Genomic DNA, 18,774 nt, shown 5'->3' with positions numbered 1-18,774 from the left:
CTCGTCGTCCGCAGGGTCCGCCGCCAGTCCCCCGATGCACGAGCGGGGGCGGCGATCGTGCACACGATCACCGCCCCCGCAGGAGTGAGACCGGTCAGCGAGCGGATGCCCCGGCGTCGACCGCTCCGGCGTCGACCGCCCGTGCATCGACGGCCTCGTCGGCCACGATGACCCGGCCCGGGGTCGCGGGCTGCACCGCGGGGACTTCGTCGAGCGCCTTCGCCGATGCGGCGCCGGCGGCGGTGCCGCCGACGAACGCGCCGAGCAGGTCCCTGATCGTGACGCCCATCGTGGAGCCGAGCATCGCGTCGACCTCGGTGATGCCCGAGACGGCGTTCTTCGCGAGCTGGCTCGCGCCGTCGGTCGAGACGACGGTGAGCTGGTCGATGTTGCCCATCGGCGCGGCGAGCTCGCGCGCGAGCGCGGGCAGCACCTCGATCAGGCGCATCTGCAGCAGCGCCTCGGACTGCTCGGCGACGGCCTCGGCCGCGGCCTTCGTCGACGCGGCTTCCGCCTGTCCGCGCGCGAGGATCGCCTCGGCCTCTGCGGCACCTTCGGCGGCGAGGGCCTGCGCTGCGGCCCGACGGGCGTCGCGGTCGGCTTCGGCGCGCAGGCGCGCGGCCTGTGCTGCGGCCTCGGCGGTCACGCGAACCTTGTACGCTTCGGCGTCGGCGACCGCGTTGACCTCGGATTCGAGCTCGGCCTTGCGCAGGTTGGCCTTCTTCTGTGCGGTGATCTCCTGCTGCGCGACGACCTCCTGCTGGCTGAGCGCCTCGGCGAGCGGGCGTGCGGCGGATGCCTCGGCGGTCGCCTTGTCGGTCTCGCGTTGCAGTTCGGCCTTGCGCAGCCAGAGCGCGGCCTCGCGCTCGGCGACGGCCTGGTCGGCGGCGATCTGCGCCTCGCGCGACTCGCGCGTGGCCTGCGACTCGGCGACCTCGGCCTGCTTGCGGACCTTCGCCTGCTCGGCACGGCCGAGGTCCTCGATGTACCCGTTGCTGTCGCTGATGCCCTTGATCTCGAACGAGTCGACGTCGAGGCCCTGGTTCTCGAGCGAGCGGCGCGCGATGTCGAGCACGGCGGCGCTGAGCTCGTCGCGCTTGTTGATGATGGTGATGACGTCGGTGGCGCCGACCGAGGAGCGCAGCGAGCCCGACAGCACCTCGAGCGCGAACGCGTCGATGTTCTTGTCCTGGCCGAGGAAGCGCTGGGCGGCGGCGCGGATGGCCTGGTCGCTGTCGCCGACCTTGACGATCGCGACGGCGTCGACGTTCATCGTGATGCCGTTCGCGGTCTGCGCGACGGCCTGGATCTCGATCGCGCGCGACCGCAGCGAGATCTTGTGCGCCTTCTGGAAGAACGGCATGACCCAGACGCCCTGGCCGTGCACGACCCGCTGGCCCGACTGCTCGGTCTCGACGCCGTCGACGACCCTGCGGCGCGACCGCTTGCCGGTGATGATCACGGCCTCGTCGGGGCTGACGTTCTTGTAGAGCACCTTGGCGTAGATGAAGACGACCAGGACGACGACGAGGACGCCGACGATGATCGCGGGGATCGGGCTGAGGAGGAGGTCGAACACGGCGGGATCGGATCCTTTCGAGTGCGCGCGGGCGCGCGGATGCTCGGGCGTGGGGGTGCTCGAATGCTAGCGACCCGCATCGACCGGTGGGCAGCGTTGGCCCGATCTGTGGAGGGTGGCGATCGGGGCCTTGACGCCGGGGCATCCGCGTCGTAGCGTAATCAATCAAATGGTTGATCAATGGAGTAGTTGATGATTGTGGATCCCGGTGCCGACGACCGGCTCGACCGAGCCTTCATGGCCCTGGCCGACCCGGTGCGCCGACGCATCGTGGCTCGGCTGAGCCGCGGATCCGCGACCGTCAACGACCTCGCCGAACCGTTCGACATCACCAAGCAGGCGGTGTCCAAGCACATCCAGGTGCTCGAGCAGGCCGGGCTCGTCACGCGCACGCGGGACGCGCAACGCCGACCCGTGCACCTGAACCCCGCGGCCCTCGAGTCGCTCACCGCATGGATCGACCGGTATCGGCTGATCCACGAGCAGCAGTTCCGGGCGCTGGACGCGCTGCTCGCCGATGCGACCGCCGCATCGCCCACCGAGCGCCGAGCATCCGCCGATGCCGCAGGCACCGACGGAACATCGAAGGAGCAGGAGCAATGAGCACCAACACCAACGCCGTCACCATCGAGGCCCCCGAGGGCCTGCCGTTCATCGAGATCACCCGCGAGTTCGACGCACCCGTCGCCGCACTGTTCGAGGCGCACCGCGACCCGGCGCTCGTCAAGCAGTGGCTCGGGCCGAACGGCTACGAGATGGACATCGAGCGCTGGGACTTCAGCACCCAGGGCGGCTACCGCTACGTCCACCGCGACGCGGACGGGGGCGCGTGGGGGTTCAACGGCACGTTCCACAGCGTGCGCGAGAACGAGTTCGCCGTGCAGACGTTCGAGTTCGAGGGCTTCCCCGATGTCGTCGCCATCGAGACCATCGCCTTCGAGGACCTCGGCGGCGGCCGCGCCCGCCTGCGCATCCACTCGACGTATCCGTCGGTCGAGGCACGCGACGGCATGGTCGCCTCCGACATGGAGACGGGTGTGTCCGAGGGCTACGCCCGGCTCGAGGCGCTGGCGGCGGAGCTGGCCGCCGCGGAGACCTCGGCGGGAGTGTCGTGACATGGACTGGACGCTCGAGGTCGTCATCGTCTCGGTGAGCGACCTGGACCGTGCGATCGCGTTCTACCGCGATCAGGTCGGCTTCGCGCTCGACCACGACACGATGGCCGGCGACCAACGCTTCGCGCAGCTCACCCCGACCGGGTCGGGCTGCTCGATCGTGGTCGGCACCCTGCCGGCGCAGAACGAGATGGCGCCGGGTTCGCTCAAGGGCGTGCAGTTGATCGTCGCGGACGCCGAGGCAGCGCGTGCCGAGCTCACCGGGCGCGAGGTCGAGTGCGGTGAGATCCAGGTGATCGACCCTCGCGACGGGGGCACCTTCTTCGGATTCGAGGACCCCGACGGCAACAGCTGGGTCGTCCAGCAGATCCGAGACCGGGCGGAGCATCCGCTCATCCCCGTCGCATCGCGTCGGCCGTTCGGAGCCGAGCAGGAGGGTGGTGCGGAAGGCGCCGGACCGAGCGACGGCGACGCCGTGTGACGACCGGATGCCGCCCTCCCGGGTCTTCTTCCGCCATTCGTCGATTTCCCATTGCGAGGATCGTCGTCTGCCGCGAAGATGACCCGGGGGGAACGTATGGGGGAATCGAAGGTATCCGCCGACGCTGCGGTCGGTGACATCTCCACTCGGCCGCGCCTGGCCGAACGCCTCGGGTTGACCCCCGGATCGGTCGTCGCCGTCCGCGGCGAGTTACCCGTCCCGGAACTCGCCGAAGTGCTCGACGGCGTCGATCGCGCGATGCCGTGGGACGCCGAGGTCGTCGTCACCGTGGTCCGCAGCGAGGACCAGCTGGTCGGCCTTCCGGCCTGGCTGCTCGAGTGCGGGGTCGTGGCCCCGACCTGGGTCGTGCACGGCGCGGCGCTCGAGGGCGCCACCGGGGAGGCATCCGTGCGACATGCGCTCCGGGACGCGGGGTTCACGACGCTCGGTTCCTGCGCCGTCGCCGACGGCTGGCGGGCGCTGCGCGCCGTGCCGCCGCGTGTCGCCTGATCGCGCCCGACCCTGCCGCCCGTTCCCGCCGCTCGCGTTCCCGCCGTTCGCGTTCCGCAGTTTCGCCCGCGCGCGTCGGCGCCCGCGCGCGTCGGCGCCCGCGCGTAGGGTCGAATCCATGCAGAACCACGTTCTCGGCCGCACCGGCCGCACCGTCTCCGCGATCGGCCTCGGCACCTGGCAGCTCGGCGCCGACTGGGGCGAGGTCGACGAAGCCGACGCCCTCGCCGTGCTCGACGCGGCCCACGACGCCGGGGTCACGGCCTTCGACACCGCCGACGTCTACGGCGACGGCCGCAGCGAGTCGCTGATCGGCACCTGGTTGCGCGCCAACCCCGATGCCGGGGTCACCGTCGCGACGAAGATGGGCCGGCGGATGCCGCAGCTCGTCGAGCACTACACGATGGCGAACTTCCGCGCTTGGACCGACCGGTCGCGCGTGAACCTCGGGGTCGACACGCTCGACCTCGTGCAACTGCACTGCCCGCCGACGGCGCTCTACGCCGACGACCGCGTGTTCGACGCGCTCGACACCCTGGTCGACGAGGGCGCGATCGCGGCGTACGGCGTGAGCGTCGAACTCGTCGACGAGGCGCTCGCGGCGATCGCGCGCCCGAACGTCGCGACGGTGCAGATCATCCTCAACGCGTTCCGGCTGAAGCCGCTCGACGAGGTGCTGCCGGCGGCGCAGGCGGCCGGAGTCGGCGTCATCGCGCGCGTCCCCCTCGCGAGCGGACTGCTGTCGGGCCGGTACACGCTCGACACGACCTTCGCGGAGAACGACCACCGCACCTTCAACCGGCACGGCGAGTCCTTCGACGTCGGGGAGACGTTCTCGGGGGTCGACTACGCGACGGGCGTGCGCGCGGCCGCCGAGTTCGCCGAGCTCGCGAAGCGGGCCGCACCGGATGCCACCGCGGCCCAGGTCGCCCTCGCGTGGGTCGCCGCGCAGCCCGGAGTGAGCACCGTGATCCCGGGCGCCCGCAATCCCGAGCAGGCGCGGGCCAATGCGGCCGCGGGCTCGCTCGAGCTGCCGGCCTCGTTCGGCGACCAGGTGCGCGAGCTCTACGACCGCGAACTCAGGTCCGCGATCCACCCGCGCTGGTAGTCACCGAACCGGTGTCGGTGTCGGTGTCGGTGTCGGTGCGCGTCGCGTCGCCCTGGAGCGGTTCGCGCCGCCGGACCTGACCCGAAAGCACGAGGCTGACGACGATGAGCGCTGCGATCGCGAACAACGCGTCGCGCGCGCCGAGCGTGTCGGCCAGCAGCCCGAGCACCGGCGGCGCCGCGAGCGCCGAGATCGTCGAGAACGAGGTCACGACGGCCACCCGGGGGCCGGCCTTCGCCGGGTCGTCCGACGCGGCCGTGATCACGATCGGGTTGCCGAGCGCGGCGCCGCAGCCCCACAGCACGATGCCGACCCACGCGATCGGCAGGTTCGGGCCGAAGACGAACAGCGCGAGGCCGATGAGCGCCGACACGTTCGAGACGCGGAGCACGGCGACGCGACCGAATCGATCGATCAGGCGGCCGCCCTGGAAGCGGAACACCGTCATCGACACGACGAACGTCGCGTAGGCCATCGCGCCCACCGACTCGAGCTGGTCGAATCCCTCGACCACGGCGAGTGACATCCAGGTCGTCGCGGAGCCCTCGGCGAGCGACGCGGCGAGCAGCACGAGCCCGAGCAGCAGGGTGCGGGGTTCGAGCCAGGCGCCGAGCGCCTCGCGGACCGGGCGCCGCGTTCGGGTGGAATCGCCGTCCGGGCGGTCGTGGGCCTCGGTGACGGCGGTCGCGGGCCTGAGCAGGAGGAGCCGGGCCGCGGTGACGACGGCGGTGACGATCGCGACCTGCACGGCGACGTGCACGCCGAGCCACGAGAATCCCGCGGCCAGCGCGGCGCCGCTCGCCGCGCCGATCGAGAACGCGGCGTGGAACTGGGCGAGCACCGAGCGGCCCATCCTCCGCTCGATCGCCGCGGCGTTCACGTTGATCGGCACGTTGACGAGCGCGCCGCAGAGCCCGTTGATGAAGGAGCCGGCCGCGAACAGCGCGATCGAGCCGGAAACGGTCGCGGCGATCAGCAGCCCGAAGCCGAGCGAGTTGACGATCGTGCCGGAGGCGAGGACCGACCGCGTCCCGAACCTCGCGATCAACGCCCCGGCGCCGAGTGCGCCGATGAGCGTGCCGACCCCTCCGACGATCAGCAGGGAGCCCAGTTGCAGGGCGCTGACGTCGAGCGCGGCCTTGATCGACGGCATCCGGCTCATCCACGACGAGAGGATCACGCCGAAGAGGGCGAACTGCACGACGAGGGACCAACGGGCGACGGCGAGGGAAGGAATCCTTACGCGGCGCATGGATGGGGAGCCTAGCAGTGGCGGGATGCGCCGCGGATCCGCGGAATTTCGCGGATCCGATGGGCTTTCAGCCAATCGTCCCGCTAGATTGGCGTCGTGCGAGTCCGGCCGGGGGGCCGGCGCCGCATGGCGATGGGATCGCACATTCGGGATTCGGGGGAAACGAATGGACGAGGTCACACGTTCGGCGACACGGTCGCGCCGGGCAATCGAACACCGGGCAATCGAACACCGGGGCATCGGACACCGGGGAAGCGAGCGCCGGGGAGCGGGTCGTCGACGGCTCGGGCGGAGGTTCGCCGCCGTCGCGAGCGTCGGCCTGATCGCGCTCGCCGCCGGGGTCGGCGCACCCGCGAACGCGGTCGAACGGGCCGCGGCGCCCGTGGCCGCGCCGACGGTCGGAGCGGGCATCGGCACCGGGGCGGCCGGGGTCGACCTCGCCGCCGTACGGCTCGGCGCGGCCACGCACCTCGCGGCGACGGCCGTCGATGCCTCGGCCGCGCTCGCCGCCGAGGCATCCGCGGTGCTCGGCGCGGATGCAGCCGCGTCACTCGTGGCTGCTCGCGAGGGCCTCGTCGAACGGGCGGCGACGTCCGCCGTCGCGGCACCGGTGGTCGCGGCGCGCACCGCGCTGGTGGCCGAGCACGAGCGGGTCGCCGCGGCCGTCGCCGAGTTCCGAGCCGCCGAAGCCGCTGCGGCCGAAGCCGCACGACTGGCGGCAGAGGCGGCAGCCGTCGCGGCCGCGGCAGCCGACGCCGCGGCGAGCACGACCGCCGCGTCGGCGTCCGAAGCGTCGTCCGAGGCATCCGCTGCGGAAGGATCCGCCGAGGCGGCACCCGCGCCGGCGGCGGCCGGGTTCGATGCATCCGCGTACCCGGGCCTTCCGGCGAGCCCGCGCGACGAGGACTGCGGGCCCTGCCTGGGCCGGGAGATGGTGCCCGTCTTCCACGACGGCACCTGGCGCTGGGGCTGCAGGGCCTGAGCCGCTGAGCGCCGGGTTCGCGAGCGGGCCACCGCGATGCGCGCCGCGGGCGGGGGTTAGGCTGGCCGGGATGACTCCGGCCCGCCGCCCCCGCTCCGCCGGTGGGCTGCGCGAGAACGGGACACGCGGCATCGGGACATCCTGCTGATGGGCGACATCCTCACCGGGTTCGCGGTCATCGGTCTGGCCGTCCTCGTGGGCTGGGTCGTCGCGCGGACCGGCGTCCTGCCGGCGGAGGCGCGGCAGGTCCTCGCGAAGCTGAACTTCAGCGTGCTCGGGCCGTTCCTGCTCTTCTCGGTGCTGTCGACGGCCGATGTCGGGTCGCTGTTCTCGGCGCTGCTGCCGGTCTCGGCCATCGCCGCCGCATCGATGATGGCGGTGTTCGCGCTCGTGGCGCTGCTCGTGTGGCGAAGGTCGGTCGCGCACGCCACCGTCGGGGCGCTCGCGTCGGGATACGTCAACGGCAACAACTTCGGCATCCCGATCGCCGTCTACATGCTGGGCGACGCGGCGTACGCCGCGCCCGTCGTGCTGCTCCAGCTGCTCCTGTTCGCACCCATCGGCCTCGCGATCCTGGGGGCTGCGGTCGAGGGGCGCACCTCGGTCGTGCAGATCGTCAGGGGCACGCTGCTGAACCCGATCATCGTGGGCTCGCTGCTCGGCGTCGCCGTGGCGCTCACCGGGCTCGAGCTCCCGCCGTGGATCCGTGAACCGGTCGACCTGATCGGCCACGCCGCGGTGCCGCTCATGCTGATCGCGTTCGGGATGTCGCTGCACGGCAAGCGGCTGCTCGAGGCGGGCACCGACCGCCGCGACGTGCTGCTGGCCACGAGCCTGCAGCTGATCGCGATGCCGCTGGTCGCGTGGGCGGTCGGCCGGTTCGCGTTCGGGCTCGACGGACACGACCTCTACGCGGTGACCGTGCTCGCCGCGCTCCCCGCCGCGCAGAACGTGTTCGTGTTCGCGCAGCGCTACGAGACCGCGGAGACGGTCGCTCGCGATACGGTCTTCCTCACCACCGCTGGGTCGCTGCCGGCGCTCGTGATCGTCGCGCTGCTGCTCGGCGGCTGAGTACCCGCGACCGTGCCCGCGGCACGGGCGCGGCACGACCGTGGCACGACCGCGTCGCGACCGCGTCGCGACGTGGAACGATCCCGGTCACGGGAGACGAGGAGGACCGATGCCGTTCCTGGGCGACGATGGGCGACCGCTCGACGCGTTGCGGCTGGCGCAACGCCCGGCCGATGGCGACCGGTTCGACCTGCTCGAGGCGATCGCGTACGTCGACCCGGTGAGCGGGGCGACCTACCGGGTGCCCGTGACCGGGGCGCCCGGGACCCGCGCGACCGACCTCGCGTCGGTGCCGCATCCGCTCTGGAGCTTCATCGCCAGCTACGGCCGGCAGTCGGCGCCCGCAGTGCTGCACGACCACCGGTCGGTGCTCGCCGAGGAGCTGGCGCGGACCGACCGGGCGGCCGCGCTCGCGCAGCGGCGCGAGGACGACCGCGTGTTCCTCACGGCGCTGCGCGAGCAGGGTGTGCCGCGACTGCGCGCCCGGCTCATGTGGGCGTGGGTCTCGGCCGACCGGGAGCGCACCTTCGGCGGAGTGCGCGGGGCCCTGTTCGTCGTGCAGTCGGTGATCGGGGTGCTGGCCGTGATCGCCGGGGTCGTGCTCGCGTGGTGGCATCCGGCCTGGCTGCTGCTGCCGGCCGCCGCGGTCGCCGCCGCGTTCGCGTGGGGCCGGCTCGCAGGCCTGCAGGCCTGGCTCACCGTCTCGGGTGCGCTGCTGACGCCCGTCGTCGTCGTGCATCTCGTGCCGCTCCTGCTCTTCCGCGCGGTCGAGGCGCTCGTCGAACTCGGGGCCGGGGGCGACCCGGGCGGGGTGGTACGGCCGACGGTCGCCCGCGGTGACGACGGTCCGGCCGCGCGCTGATCGCAACGGCGCGCACGAGCTCCGCGAGATCGCGAGCTCCGCGCGGTCGCGATCTCCGCGCGTGCGCAGAGGTTCAGGGTTGTCCCTGAGGCGCGGCATCCGGTGGCATCGGTAACGTCGTGAGCGATCCGGTCGCCGCACTGCAGGGGGAACTGTCTGCGGGACCGCGATCACCGAGAGCCGGCCCCGCCAGGACCCCGAACGAATGGCGGAGGTCGGCTCCCCCCGTTTCCAGGGCCCGACCGTCCCAGCGCGGAGCGGTCGCCGATCTCCGGGTCCGCCCGGGACGGGTTCAGGGGGACCACCGATGTCACGACGGCTCGCGCTCCGTAGCGTCGGAACCCGGCCCGACCGTCGGCCGACACCCTCGAACCAGGAGGCCCCATGACCCCCGCAACGCTCCGCGACCGGTCGTTCGTCGCCGCAGCACCCGTCCGCGCCGTGACCTGGGACGACTACCGCCGCGCGATCCGGTTCGGCGGTGCCGGGTCGGTCACGGCCGCGCTGCCGGCGATCACGGCCAAGCACGCCGAGCATCCGGTGATCGGCGAGCCCGCGGGCCCCGTCGCCGAGCTCTCGGATGGCGCGGGGTACGTCCGCGAGTTCGAGCGCGGCACGATCGCCTGGACCTCGGAGCGGGGTGCGGCGTGCGTGCACGGCATGGTCCGCGACATCTGGGTGCTGCTCGGCGGCCGCAGCGGGCGGCTGGGCCTGCCGACGACCGACGTGGCCTACGACGAGGCGTCGGGGCTGCACGCGGCCGAGTTCGCGGGAGGCCGGATCTCCTGGTCGGCCCCCGCGGGTCCGACGATCGACCTCGCCTGATCGGCAGCGTCTCGCTGATGGCAGCGCCTCGCTGATGGCAGCGCCTCGCCTGATCTGACGGCATCGCCTGATCGGCGAACTCGCCTGATCGGAACGCCCCGCCCGACCGCGGGCGCAGCGGCGTCCGCCCGGTCGATCGCCTGCCGGTCGGTCGGATGCGGCAGACTCGTCGGGTGACCGACCCGCTCCTCGCCCTCCTGCCGCAGGGCTCCGACGCCGAGCCCGACGCGCTCTACGAGGGGTTCGTGACCTGGGCGGAGGGGCGCGGGTTGAACCTGTACCCGGCGCAGGACGAGGCGGTCATCGAACTCGTCACCGGCAATCACGTGATCCTCTCGACGCCGACGGGCACCGGCAAGTCGCTGGTCGCGGTCGCCGCCCACGCCGTCGCCGTCGCGCGCGGCGGGCGCACGTTCTACACGGCGCCGATCAAGGCGCTCGTGAGCGAGAAGTTCTTCCAGCTCGTCGAGATCTTCGGCGCCGCGAACGTAGGCATGGTCACGGGCGACAGTTCGGTCAACGCGGATGCCCCGATCGTCTGCTGCACGGCCGAGATCCTCGCGAACCTGGCGCTGCGCCAGGGCCCGGATGCCCCGGTCGACCAGGTCGTGATGGACGAGTTCCACTACTACGGCGACCCCGACCGCGGCTGGGCGTGGCAGGTGCCGCTGCTCGTGCTGCCGCGGGTGCAGTTCGTGCTGATGTCGGCGACGCTCGGCGACGTGCAGTCCATCGCCGACGACCTGGAGCGGCGTACCGGGCGCGACGTCGCCCAGGTCACCGGTGTCGAGCGGCCCGTGCCGCTCAGCTTCTCGTACGCGAAGACGCCCGTGCAGGAGACGGTCGAGGAGCTCCTCGAGACCCGGCAGTCGCCCGTCTACATCGTGCACTTCTCGCAGGCGCAGGCGATGGAGCGCGCCCAGGCGCTCTCGTCGATCCGGGTGGTCACGCGCGAGCAGCGCGACGAGATCGCCGAGGCGATCGGCGGGTTCCGGTTCACGACGGCGTTCGGCAAGACGCTGTCGCGGCTCGTGCGGGCCGGCATCGGCGTGCACCACGCCGGCATGCTGCCGCGGTACCGGCGGCTCGTCGAGACGCTCGCGCAGCGCGGGCTGCTGCGCGTGATCTGCGGGACCGACACGCTCGGGGTCGGCATCAACGTGCCCATCCGGTCGGTGCTGATCACCGCGCTCGCCAAGTACGACGGGCAGAAGATGCGCCAGCTCAGCGCGCGCGAGTTCCACCAGATCGCCGGGCGCGCGGGTCGGGCGGGCTACGACACCGCGGGCACGGTGGTCGTGCTCGCGCCCGAGCACGAGATCGAGAACGAGCAGGCCGTGCGCAAGGCCGGCGACGACCCGAAGAAGCTCAAGAAGGTCGTCCGCAAGAAGGCGCCCGCCGGGTTCGTGACGTGGGGCGAGGGGTCGTTCGAGCGGCTCATCGCGGCAGATCCCGAACCCCTCGTGCCGCAGCTCAAGCTCAGCGCGGCCATGCTGATCAACGTCATCGCGCGCGGCGGCGACGTCGTCGGAGACATCCGCTCGCTCGTCTTCGACAACCACGAACCGGTCGCGCGCCGGTTCGCGCTCGCCAGGCGGGCGCTCGAGATCCTTCGGACGCTCCGCGACGCGGGCGTCGTCACCCTCGAATCGGATGCCTCGGCCGGCGCCCTCGGCGTGCGCGTCGCGCTCACGGTCGACCTGCAGCCGAACTTCGCACTGAACCAGCCGCTGTCGCCGTTCGCGCTCGCCGCGATCGAGCTGCTCGACCCGAAGACCTCCGAACAGGGCACCGGCCACTACGCCCTCGACGTCGTGTCGGTCATCGAGTCGACGCTCGACGACCCCCGGCCGATCCTCTCGCAGCAGGAGTTCCGGGCCCGCGGCGAGGCCGTCGCCGCGATGAAGCAGGAGGGCATCGAGTACGAGCAGCGCATGGCGCTGCTCGAGGAGGTCACCTACCCGAAGCCGCTCGACGAGCTGCTCGGCCACGCGTTCGAGACGTTCGCGTCGAGCCAGCCGTGGGTGCGCGACTTCGAACTGCGGCCGAAGTCGGTCGTGCGCGACATGTTCGAGCGCGCCATGTCGTTCGGCGAGTACGTGTCGCTCTACCAGCTGGCGCGCAGCGAGGGGCTCGTGCTGCGGTACCTCTCCGACGCGTTCCGCGCGATCCGGCAGACCGTGCCCGACGAGGCGAAGGACGAGGAGCTCCACGACCTCGTGGAATGGCTCGGCGAACTCGTGCGCCAGGTCGACTCCAGCCTCGTCGACGAGTGGGCCGAACTCGTCGATCCGACCCTGCACGACGCCGAGGCCGAGGAGGCGGTCGTGCCGCCCCCGCCGCCGTCGGTCGTCACGAATCGCCGGGCGTTCACCGTGCTGGTGCGCAACGAGCTGTTCCGTCGGGTGCAGCTCGCCGCACTCGAGCGCGACGACGAGCTCGCCGAGCTCGACCCCGACGTCGGCTGGCCCGACGTGCTCGATCGGTACTACGACGAGCACGACACGATGGGCGTCGACGCCCGCGCGCGCTCGCCGCGGCTCATCACGATCGACGAGACGGATGCCCCGGCCGGGCGCTGGCGGGTCGAGCAGGTCGTCGACGACCCCGCGGGCGACCACGACTGGCGGATCCGCGCCGAGGTCGACCTCGACGCGTCGGCCGAGGAGGGCATTGCGGTGGTGCGGGTCACCGAGGTCGTGCGACTCTAGCCCGGCAGTCGCTCCGTCGCGCCCCTCGCTCCGCAGTCGCGCCCCTCGTTCTGCATTCACGCCCGTCGTTCTGCATTCACGCCCGTCGTTCTGCATTCAGGAGATCGGAGGCTGTTCAGGACGCAGACGCCGATTCGGTCCTGAGCAGCTTCCGTTCTCCTGAAACCAGCGCTTCGTCGCGGCTCAGAGGGCGAGCATGCCCGCCGCGACGAGGGCGAGCGCGAGGCCGACCCACTGCACGGGCGCGATGCGTTCGCGCAGCACGAGCGCGGCGAGCACGATCGTGCCGGCCGGATACATCGCGCCGAGCACCGCGGTGACCGACAGGTCGCCTGCCCGCAGGCCGCCGAGCAGCAGGAGGTTCGCGGTGACGTCGACGAGGCCGCACGCGATCGCGATGCGGATGCCTCGGCCCCGTTCGTCCGGGAGGCCGAACGCCGACCGGCGAGGCGCCGCGCCGCGGCGGGTCCGCACGGCCGCGACGGCGGCGATCGCACCGGCGATCGCGAACATGACCGCCGCGTCGGCGGCGCGATTCATGACGAGCGGCACGGCGCCGGAGGCATCCGACGTCTGGTCCATGATCACGAAGAACGCGCCGATCGCGACGCCCGACCCGACAGACAGCGCAAGTCCCCGGCCCGACGGGCGCACCGCGCCTCGTTCGGGCACGAATCCGACGAGCACGACGGCCAGCAGGGCGACGCCGAGACCCCAGCCGCCCAGGGGTCCGAGCTCGTCGCCGCCCGCGAGCCCCCACACCATCGGCACGATCGCCGAGACCACGGCGGTGAGCGGCGACAGGATGCTCATCGGCCCGATCGCGAGCGCCGCGTACAGCAGGCCGATCGCCGCCGCGTTCACGACGCCCGAGATCGCGCCGAGCGCGACGTCGTCGGTGCGCCATTCGCCGCCGATGAGCGGCAGGGCCGCGAGCAGCGCGAGGCATCCGGTCAATGCGGCGATCGCCGTGGCGAGGATCGCGCCGAGGCGCTTCGCGGCCAGTCCGCCGAGGAAGTCGGCCGCGCCGAAGACGAGTGCGCCGGAGAGCGAGAGGACGGCCGTGAGCATCGCCCGCCAGCCTAGTTCGGGGTGGAGCGGTGCACCGGCACCCTCGGCCACCTGCTCATCTGAGCAGAATTCGGCCATCGCGTGAACGGGAGGCGCAGAGGGGTTCCCGGGGTCCCGAACGAGACCTAGGCTGACGCCACTGCCCTCCGTTCGCGATCGATTCGACGGTCGCGGTCCCGACGGCCGGGGCCGCACTGAGGAGAGTCATGCAACGTCGCACCAGGAGAGGACTCGCGGGGGCGGCCGTCGCCACCTCCGCATTCGTCGCAGCGGGACTGATCGGCGCCGGCCCGGCCTACGCCGCCGACGAGGTCACAATCAACCTCGTGACCGTGAACGACTTCCACGGCCGCATCAAGCAGGACGGCGCCGCCGCCGGCGCCGCGCGGCTGTCGACCGCGGTGAAGGACATCCGCGCCGCGAACCCGAACACGGTGTTCGCCGCGGCGGGCGACCTCATCGGCGCATCGACCTTCGAGTCGTTCATCCTCGACGACGAGCCGACCATCGAGGCGCTCAACGAGGCGGGTCTCGACGTGAGTGCCGCCGGCAACCACGAGTTCGACCAGGGCTGGGCCGACCTCGAGGGCCGGGTGCAGGACCTCGCCGACTGGGAGTACATCGCCGCGAACGTGTTCCACGCGGGCACCGACGACACCGCGCTCGCCGAGTCGTGGACCACCGAACTCGACGGGGTCACCGTCGGCTTCGTCGGCGCGGTGACCGAGGAGCTGCCCTCGCTGGTGAGCCCCGCAGGCATCGCCGACCTCGAAGTGCGCAGCATCGTCGACTCGGTGAACGCCGCGGCCGACCGGCTCACGACGAACGGCGCCGACGTCGTGGTGCTGCTCGTGCACGACGGCGCGGCGACGACCTCGCTCGCGTCGGCCACCGACCCGAACTCGGCCTTCGGGCGCATCGTGAACGGCGTCGACACCGACGTCGACGCGATCGTCTCGGGCCACACGCACCTCCCGTACAACCACGTGATCGACGGGCGCCCGGTCATCTCGAGCGGCCAGTACGGCGAGAAGTTCTCGAACATGACGATCGTGTTCGACAAGGAAACCGACTCGATCGTCTCGATGGACAACGTCGTGATCGACGCGTCGACCCCGATCCCGAACACGAATCCCGTCCAGTACACCTACGCCGACGAACCCGACCAGGCGGTGACCGAGCTGCTCGTGCCGTACCTCGCGGAGGCGGAGGTGCTGGGAGCGGTGCAGCTCGGCTCGGCCGATGCGGCGCTCACGCGCGGCGTGCAGGCGGCCCTCGACGCCAACGGCAATCCCATCCCCGGCTCGACGGCGGAATCGCGAGGCGCCGAGTCGACGCTCGGGAACTTCGTGGCCGACGTGCAGTACTGGAAGGCCAGCCAGGACAAGCAGATCGACATCGCGTTCATGAACCCGGGCGGCCTCCGCGCGAACATCGACGCGGGAGTCGTGACCTACAAGGAGGCCGCGAACGTGCAGCCGTTCGCGAACTCGCTGTTCACGCAGACGCTCACGGGCGCCCAGGTGAAGCAGGTGCTCGAGGAGCAGTGGCAGCCCGCGGGTGCGAGCCGCCCGTTCCTGAAGCTCGGCGTGAACCAGGGGCTCGAGTACACGTTCGACGCGTCGCTGCCCGTGGGTTCGCGCATCACCAGCGTGACCCTCGACGGTGCGCCGATCGACCCGGCGGCGAACTACTCGGTCGTGGCGAACTCGTTCCTCGCGGCCGGCGGCGACAACTTCTTGACGCTCGGGCAGGGCACCGGACGTGCCGACAGCGGCGTCATCGACCTCTCGTCGATGGTCGAGTGGTTCGAGGAGTTCGGCACGGCCGCGCCCGACCCGGTGCAGCGATCGGTCGGCGTGCACCTGTCGGCGCCCGACGCCGACGGGTACGGCGCCGGCGACCCCCTGACCGTGAACCTGTCGTCGCTCCTCTTCTCGAACGGCAGCGCCGGCGCCGAGGTCGTGGTCACGCTGGGCGGCGTCGAGCTCGGCCGCAGTGCGATCGACACGTCGCTCGTGCAGCTGTACGACGAGTTCGGCCGCGCGTCGATCCAGGGCACCATCCCCGAGGGCCTGTACGGTCCGCAGGAGCTGGTCGTGTCGGTGCCGTCGACGGGCACCGAAGCGTCGCTCACCGTCGAACTGGCCGCCGAGCCGGTCGAACCGGTCGCGACGTACGCGCTCGGCCTGGCGAGCCCGCTGCTGGCGACGTCCCGGACGTCGGTGTCGTACTCGGGCATCGTCTGGACGGCCGACGGTTCGGCACCGGTCGGTACCGTCGAGATCACCGACCGCGGCACGGTCATCGCCACGGTCGAGCTGACGGCGGAGTCGAACGGTCGATTCTCGGCCGACCTCGGCAAGCTCAAGCGCGGCCTGCACCTGCTGCGCACCGAGTTCACGGGAGCAGAGGGCTTCGAGGGTACGACGAGCCTGCCGTTCCCGGTGCTGGTGTTCTGACCGTCCACAGGTGAGTCGTGAGACGGGGCCGGTGCCGATCAGGCGCCGGCCCCGTCCGCGTCGGCGGGCGTCGTTACACTCGAACGGATGACCCCCGGCCCCGACTCCGACTGGATCGACGAGATCCCCTGGGACCCTGACGACCTCGTCCCGCCCGACGACGACGGCTGGATGCCTCCGCCCGACCCCGGGGCGTACGGCGCGCCGGTTGCGACGTCCGGTGGGGCGTCGACGGTGCCCGGCGGCGCGCTCGCGGCAGGAGCGGGCGGGCGGAGCGCGGTCGCGTCCGCAACGGCCGGTGTCGCGCCCGCCCGCTTCGACTCGGCGCTCGAGGCCCTTCGCACGGTCTTCGGCTACGACGCGTTCCGCGGCGACCAGGCCGAGATCATCGACCACGTGGCATCCGGCGGCGATGCGGTCGTGCTCATGCCGACCGGCGGGGGCAAGAGCCTCTGCTACCAGGTGCCCGCGCTGCTGCGCGAGGGCACCGGCATCGTCGTGTCGCCGCTCATCGCGCTCATGCACGACCAGGTCGACGCGCTCGTGCGCAACGGCGTGCGCGCGGCATACCTGAACTCGAGCCAGGCCCCCGCCGAGCGCGCCGAGGTCGAGCGCCGCTACCTCGCGGGCGACCTCGACCTGCTGTACGTCGCGCCCGAGCGGCTCAACACCGAGCCGACGCTGCGGCTCATCGAGCGGGGCAGGGTCGCGCTGTTCGCGATCGACGAGGCGCACTGCGTGTCGCAATGGGGCCACGACTTCCGGCCCGACTACCTCGCGCTGTCCGGCCTCGCCGAGCGCTGGCCCGACGTGCCGCGCATCGCGCTGACCGCGACCGCGACCGAGGCGACCCATCGCGAGCTCACCGAACGCCTGTCGCTCGGCGAGGCGCGGCACTTCGTCGCGAGCTTCGACCGCCCGAACATCCAGTACCGCATCGCCGCGAAGAACGAGGTGCGTCGCCAGCTGCTCGACTTCATCCGGACCGAGGGGCGCGACGCCGACGGCAACCCGGTGTCGGGCATCGTGTACGCCCTGAGCCGCGCATCGACCGAGCGGTTCGCCGACTTCCTCCGCCAGCAGGGCGTCGACGCGGTCGCCTACCACGCGGGCCTCGACGCCGACGTGCGGCGGCGCGCGCAGGAGCGGTTCCTCCGCGAGGACGGCGTCGTCGTCGTCGCGACGATCGCGTTCGGCATGGGCATCGACAAGCCCGACGTGCGGTTCGTCGCGCACGTCGACCTGCCGAAGTCGGTCGAGGGCTATTACCAGGAGACGGGCCGTGCGGGTCGCGACGGCCTGCCCGCGACGACCTGGCTCGCCTACGGCCTGCAGGACGTGGTGCAGCAGCGCCGCATGATCGACGAGAGCCCGGGAGACCTCGCGTTCCGCCGGCGGCTCTCGTCGCACCTCGACGCGATGCTCGCGCTCTGCGAGACCGTCTCGTGCCGCAGGCAGAACCTGCTCGGCTACTTCGGGCAGCGCAGCGAGCCGTGCGGCAACTGCGACACCTGCGTGCAGCCGCCCGACTCGTGGGACGGCACGGTCCCCGCCCAGAAGCTCCTGTCGACGATCGTGCGCCTCCAGCGCGAGCGGAACCAGCGGTTCGGCGCCGGGCACCTCGTCGACATCCTCCGCGGCAAGCGCACGCCCCGCGTCGAGCAGTACGGGCACGACCGGCTCACCACGTTCGGCATCGGCGACGACCTCTCCGACGTCGAGTGGCGTGGCGTGGTCCGCCAACTCCTGGCGCAGGGCCTGCTGCAGTCGGTCGGCGAGTACGGCGTGCTGACGCTGACGGATGCCTCCGCCGCCGTGCTCGCGGGCGATCGCCGGGTCGATCTCCGACGCGAGCCGGAGCGTGCCGTGCGGTCGGCGTCGCGGCGCGCGTCCACGGCGCCGCTCGACCTCGAGCCCGCGCAGGTCGAGCTCTTCGAGCAGTTGCGCGCCTGGCGGGCCGCCGAGGCGAAGGAGCAGGGCGTTCCCGCGTACATCGTGTTCGGCGACGCGACCCTGCGCGCCGTGGCCGTGGCGAAGCCGTCGAGCCTCGTCGACCTCGACGGCATCACAGGCATCGGGGCGAAGAAGCGCGACGCGTACGGCGAGGCGTTGATCCGGGTGGTCGCGGGCGCGAGCTGAGTTCGAGCCGAGCCGAGCGCGGGCCGAGCGCGGGCCGACCATGCCTCGACGCACCGCGCCCGCCCGGCGGGCTGAGCGCGCCGCCGTGCGCGGCATCCGTCGTTCCCGCTACGATCGCGACGAGGGGCGTCGCAGGGGGTGGCGCGGGGAGGAACCCATGACTGACGGAACCGCTGCTCGGCCCGGCGGAGTCACGCTCGTCGCGGTCATCGCGTGGATCGCGGGAGCCATCGACATGATCACGGGCGTCCTGCTGTTCTTCCTGCTCCCGAACGAGTCGGTCGTCACCGAGTACGGCGGAACCGGGCAGCTCATGGGCGCCGCCATCGGGTCGATCATCGTCGGCCTGATCACGGTCGTCGTCGCCGGCGGCCTGCTCAAGGGCAACTCGGCTGCGCGCATGATCGTCACGGTGCTGCAGGTGCTGTCGATCCTCGGCTCGTTGTTCCTCGCGGTCGCCTATCGCGAGTCGCCGACCGCGTGGACGGAGTGGGTCGGCATCCTCGTCTCGATCGTCGTCCTGCTGCTGCTGTGGTCGAAGAAGGCGAGCGCGTTCTTCCGGGGCTGAGCGGCGCGCCGGGCATCCCGGTCGACGACCCGGCGCTC

At 72.1% G+C, this 18,774-nt stretch carries 16 protein-coding genes; 13 read left to right on the top strand and 3 right to left on the bottom strand.

Features of this window, described 5'->3' with window-relative positions; genetic code table 11:
- Positions 1–94 precede the first annotated feature (94 nt).
- Positions 95–1,579, bottom strand: coding sequence for a flotillin family protein (locus ELQ40_RS14880; RefSeq protein ID WP_127794392.1), 1,485 nt, complete (start codon positions 1,577–1,579; stop codon positions 95–97).
- Positions 1,580–1,771: 192 nt separating this feature from the next.
- Here ELQ40_RS14880 and ELQ40_RS14875 point away from each other — a divergent pair, with 192 nt between their 5' ends.
- The 5 genes from ELQ40_RS14875 to ELQ40_RS14855 all read left to right on the top strand — a co-directional run bounded on the left by ELQ40_RS14875 (position 1,772) and on the right by ELQ40_RS14855 (position 4,793).
- Positions 1,772–2,182: a helix-turn-helix transcriptional regulator gene (locus ELQ40_RS14875; protein ID WP_127794391.1), complete on the top strand. Its 411-nt coding sequence runs from the start codon at positions 1,772–1,774 to the stop codon at positions 2,180–2,182.
- Positions 2,179–2,694, top strand: a complete 516-nt coding sequence (locus ELQ40_RS14870) for an SRPBCC family protein (RefSeq protein ID WP_127794390.1) — start codon at positions 2,179–2,181, stop codon at positions 2,692–2,694. The genes ELQ40_RS14875 and ELQ40_RS14870 overlap by 4 nt, the downstream gene beginning before the upstream one ends.
- Before the next feature lies 1 nt (position 2,695).
- Positions 2,696–3,175: a VOC family protein gene (locus ELQ40_RS14865; RefSeq protein ID WP_127794389.1), complete on the top strand. Its 480-nt coding sequence runs from the start codon at positions 2,696–2,698 to the stop codon at positions 3,173–3,175.
- Positions 3,176–3,271: 96 nt separating this feature from the next.
- Positions 3,272–3,685, top strand: coding sequence for a hypothetical protein (locus ELQ40_RS14860; protein WP_127794388.1), 414 nt, complete (start codon positions 3,272–3,274; stop codon positions 3,683–3,685).
- A 118-nt stretch (positions 3,686–3,803) separates the two neighbouring features.
- Positions 3,804–4,793 (top strand): aldo/keto reductase, encoded by a 990-nt coding sequence (locus ELQ40_RS14855; protein WP_127794387.1) that lies wholly within the window; start codon positions 3,804–3,806, stop codon positions 4,791–4,793.
- On the opposite strand, the gene ELQ40_RS14850 is transcribed toward ELQ40_RS14855, so the two are convergent.
- Positions 4,765–6,045, bottom strand: a complete 1,281-nt coding sequence (locus ELQ40_RS14850; protein WP_164863628.1) for a sugar MFS transporter — start codon at positions 6,043–6,045, stop codon at positions 4,765–4,767. The two genes, ELQ40_RS14855 and ELQ40_RS14850, sit on opposite strands and share 29 nt — an antisense overlap.
- Before the next feature lie 382 nt (positions 6,046–6,427).
- Between ELQ40_RS14850 and ELQ40_RS14845 the strand changes: the two genes are divergently transcribed.
- The 5 genes from ELQ40_RS14845 to ELQ40_RS14825 all read left to right on the top strand — a co-directional run bounded on the left by ELQ40_RS14845 (position 6,428) and on the right by ELQ40_RS14825 (position 12,496).
- A complete protein-coding gene (locus tag ELQ40_RS14845; protein ID WP_127794385.1) occupies positions 6,428–7,027 on the top strand; it encodes a hypothetical protein in 600 nt (199 codons plus the stop codon).
- Positions 7,028–7,174: 147 nt separating this feature from the next.
- Positions 7,175–8,098 carry an AEC family transporter gene (locus ELQ40_RS14840; RefSeq protein ID WP_127794384.1) on the top strand — a complete coding sequence of 308 codons (924 nt, stop codon included), beginning with the start codon at positions 7,175–7,177 and terminating at the stop codon, positions 8,096–8,098.
- 109 nt (positions 8,099–8,207) lie between these two features.
- Positions 8,208–8,960: a DUF1353 domain-containing protein gene (locus tag ELQ40_RS14835; RefSeq protein WP_127794383.1), complete on the top strand. Its 753-nt coding sequence runs from the start codon at positions 8,208–8,210 to the stop codon at positions 8,958–8,960.
- Between the two features lie 384 nt (positions 8,961–9,344).
- A complete protein-coding gene (locus tag ELQ40_RS14830; RefSeq protein WP_127794382.1) occupies positions 9,345–9,785 on the top strand; it encodes an LGFP repeat-containing protein in 441 nt (146 codons plus the stop codon).
- Positions 9,786–9,940: 155 nt separating this feature from the next.
- Entirely contained in the window at positions 9,941–12,496 is a 2,556-nt protein-coding gene (locus ELQ40_RS14825; RefSeq protein ID WP_127794381.1) for an RNA helicase, read from the top strand.
- A gap of 183 nt (positions 12,497–12,679) precedes the next feature.
- Here ELQ40_RS14825 and ELQ40_RS14820 read toward each other — a convergent pair whose 3' ends face one another.
- Complete coding sequence (locus ELQ40_RS14820; RefSeq protein WP_127794380.1) at positions 12,680–13,567, bottom strand: EamA family transporter; 888 nt, start codon at positions 13,565–13,567, stop codon at positions 12,680–12,682.
- Between the two features lie 206 nt (positions 13,568–13,773).
- On the opposite strand from ELQ40_RS14820, the gene ELQ40_RS14815 reads away from it, so the two are divergent.
- From ELQ40_RS14815 to ELQ40_RS14805, 3 genes are all read left to right on the top strand, one after another.
- Entirely contained in the window at positions 13,774–16,029 is a 2,256-nt protein-coding gene (locus ELQ40_RS14815; protein WP_127794379.1) for a bifunctional UDP-sugar hydrolase/5'-nucleotidase, read from the top strand.
- An 87-nt stretch (positions 16,030–16,116) separates the two neighbouring features.
- A complete protein-coding gene (recQ, locus tag ELQ40_RS14810; RefSeq protein WP_127794378.1) occupies positions 16,117–18,168 on the top strand; it encodes a DNA helicase RecQ in 2,052 nt (683 codons plus the stop codon).
- A 157-nt stretch (positions 18,169–18,325) separates the two neighbouring features.
- The gene (locus ELQ40_RS14805; RefSeq protein WP_127794377.1) at positions 18,326–18,736 is read left to right on the top strand and encodes a hypothetical protein; all 411 of its coding nucleotides are present in this window, start codon (positions 18,326–18,328) and stop codon (positions 18,734–18,736) included.
- The last annotated feature ends 38 nt before the right edge of the window (positions 18,737–18,774 follow it).

Source organism: Agromyces sp. LHK192, assembly GCF_004006235.1.
In the GTDB taxonomy this organism is placed as follows: Bacteria; Actinomycetota; Actinomycetes; order Actinomycetales; family Microbacteriaceae; genus Agromyces.
This window is presented reverse-complemented; position numbering and strand designations above follow the sequence as displayed.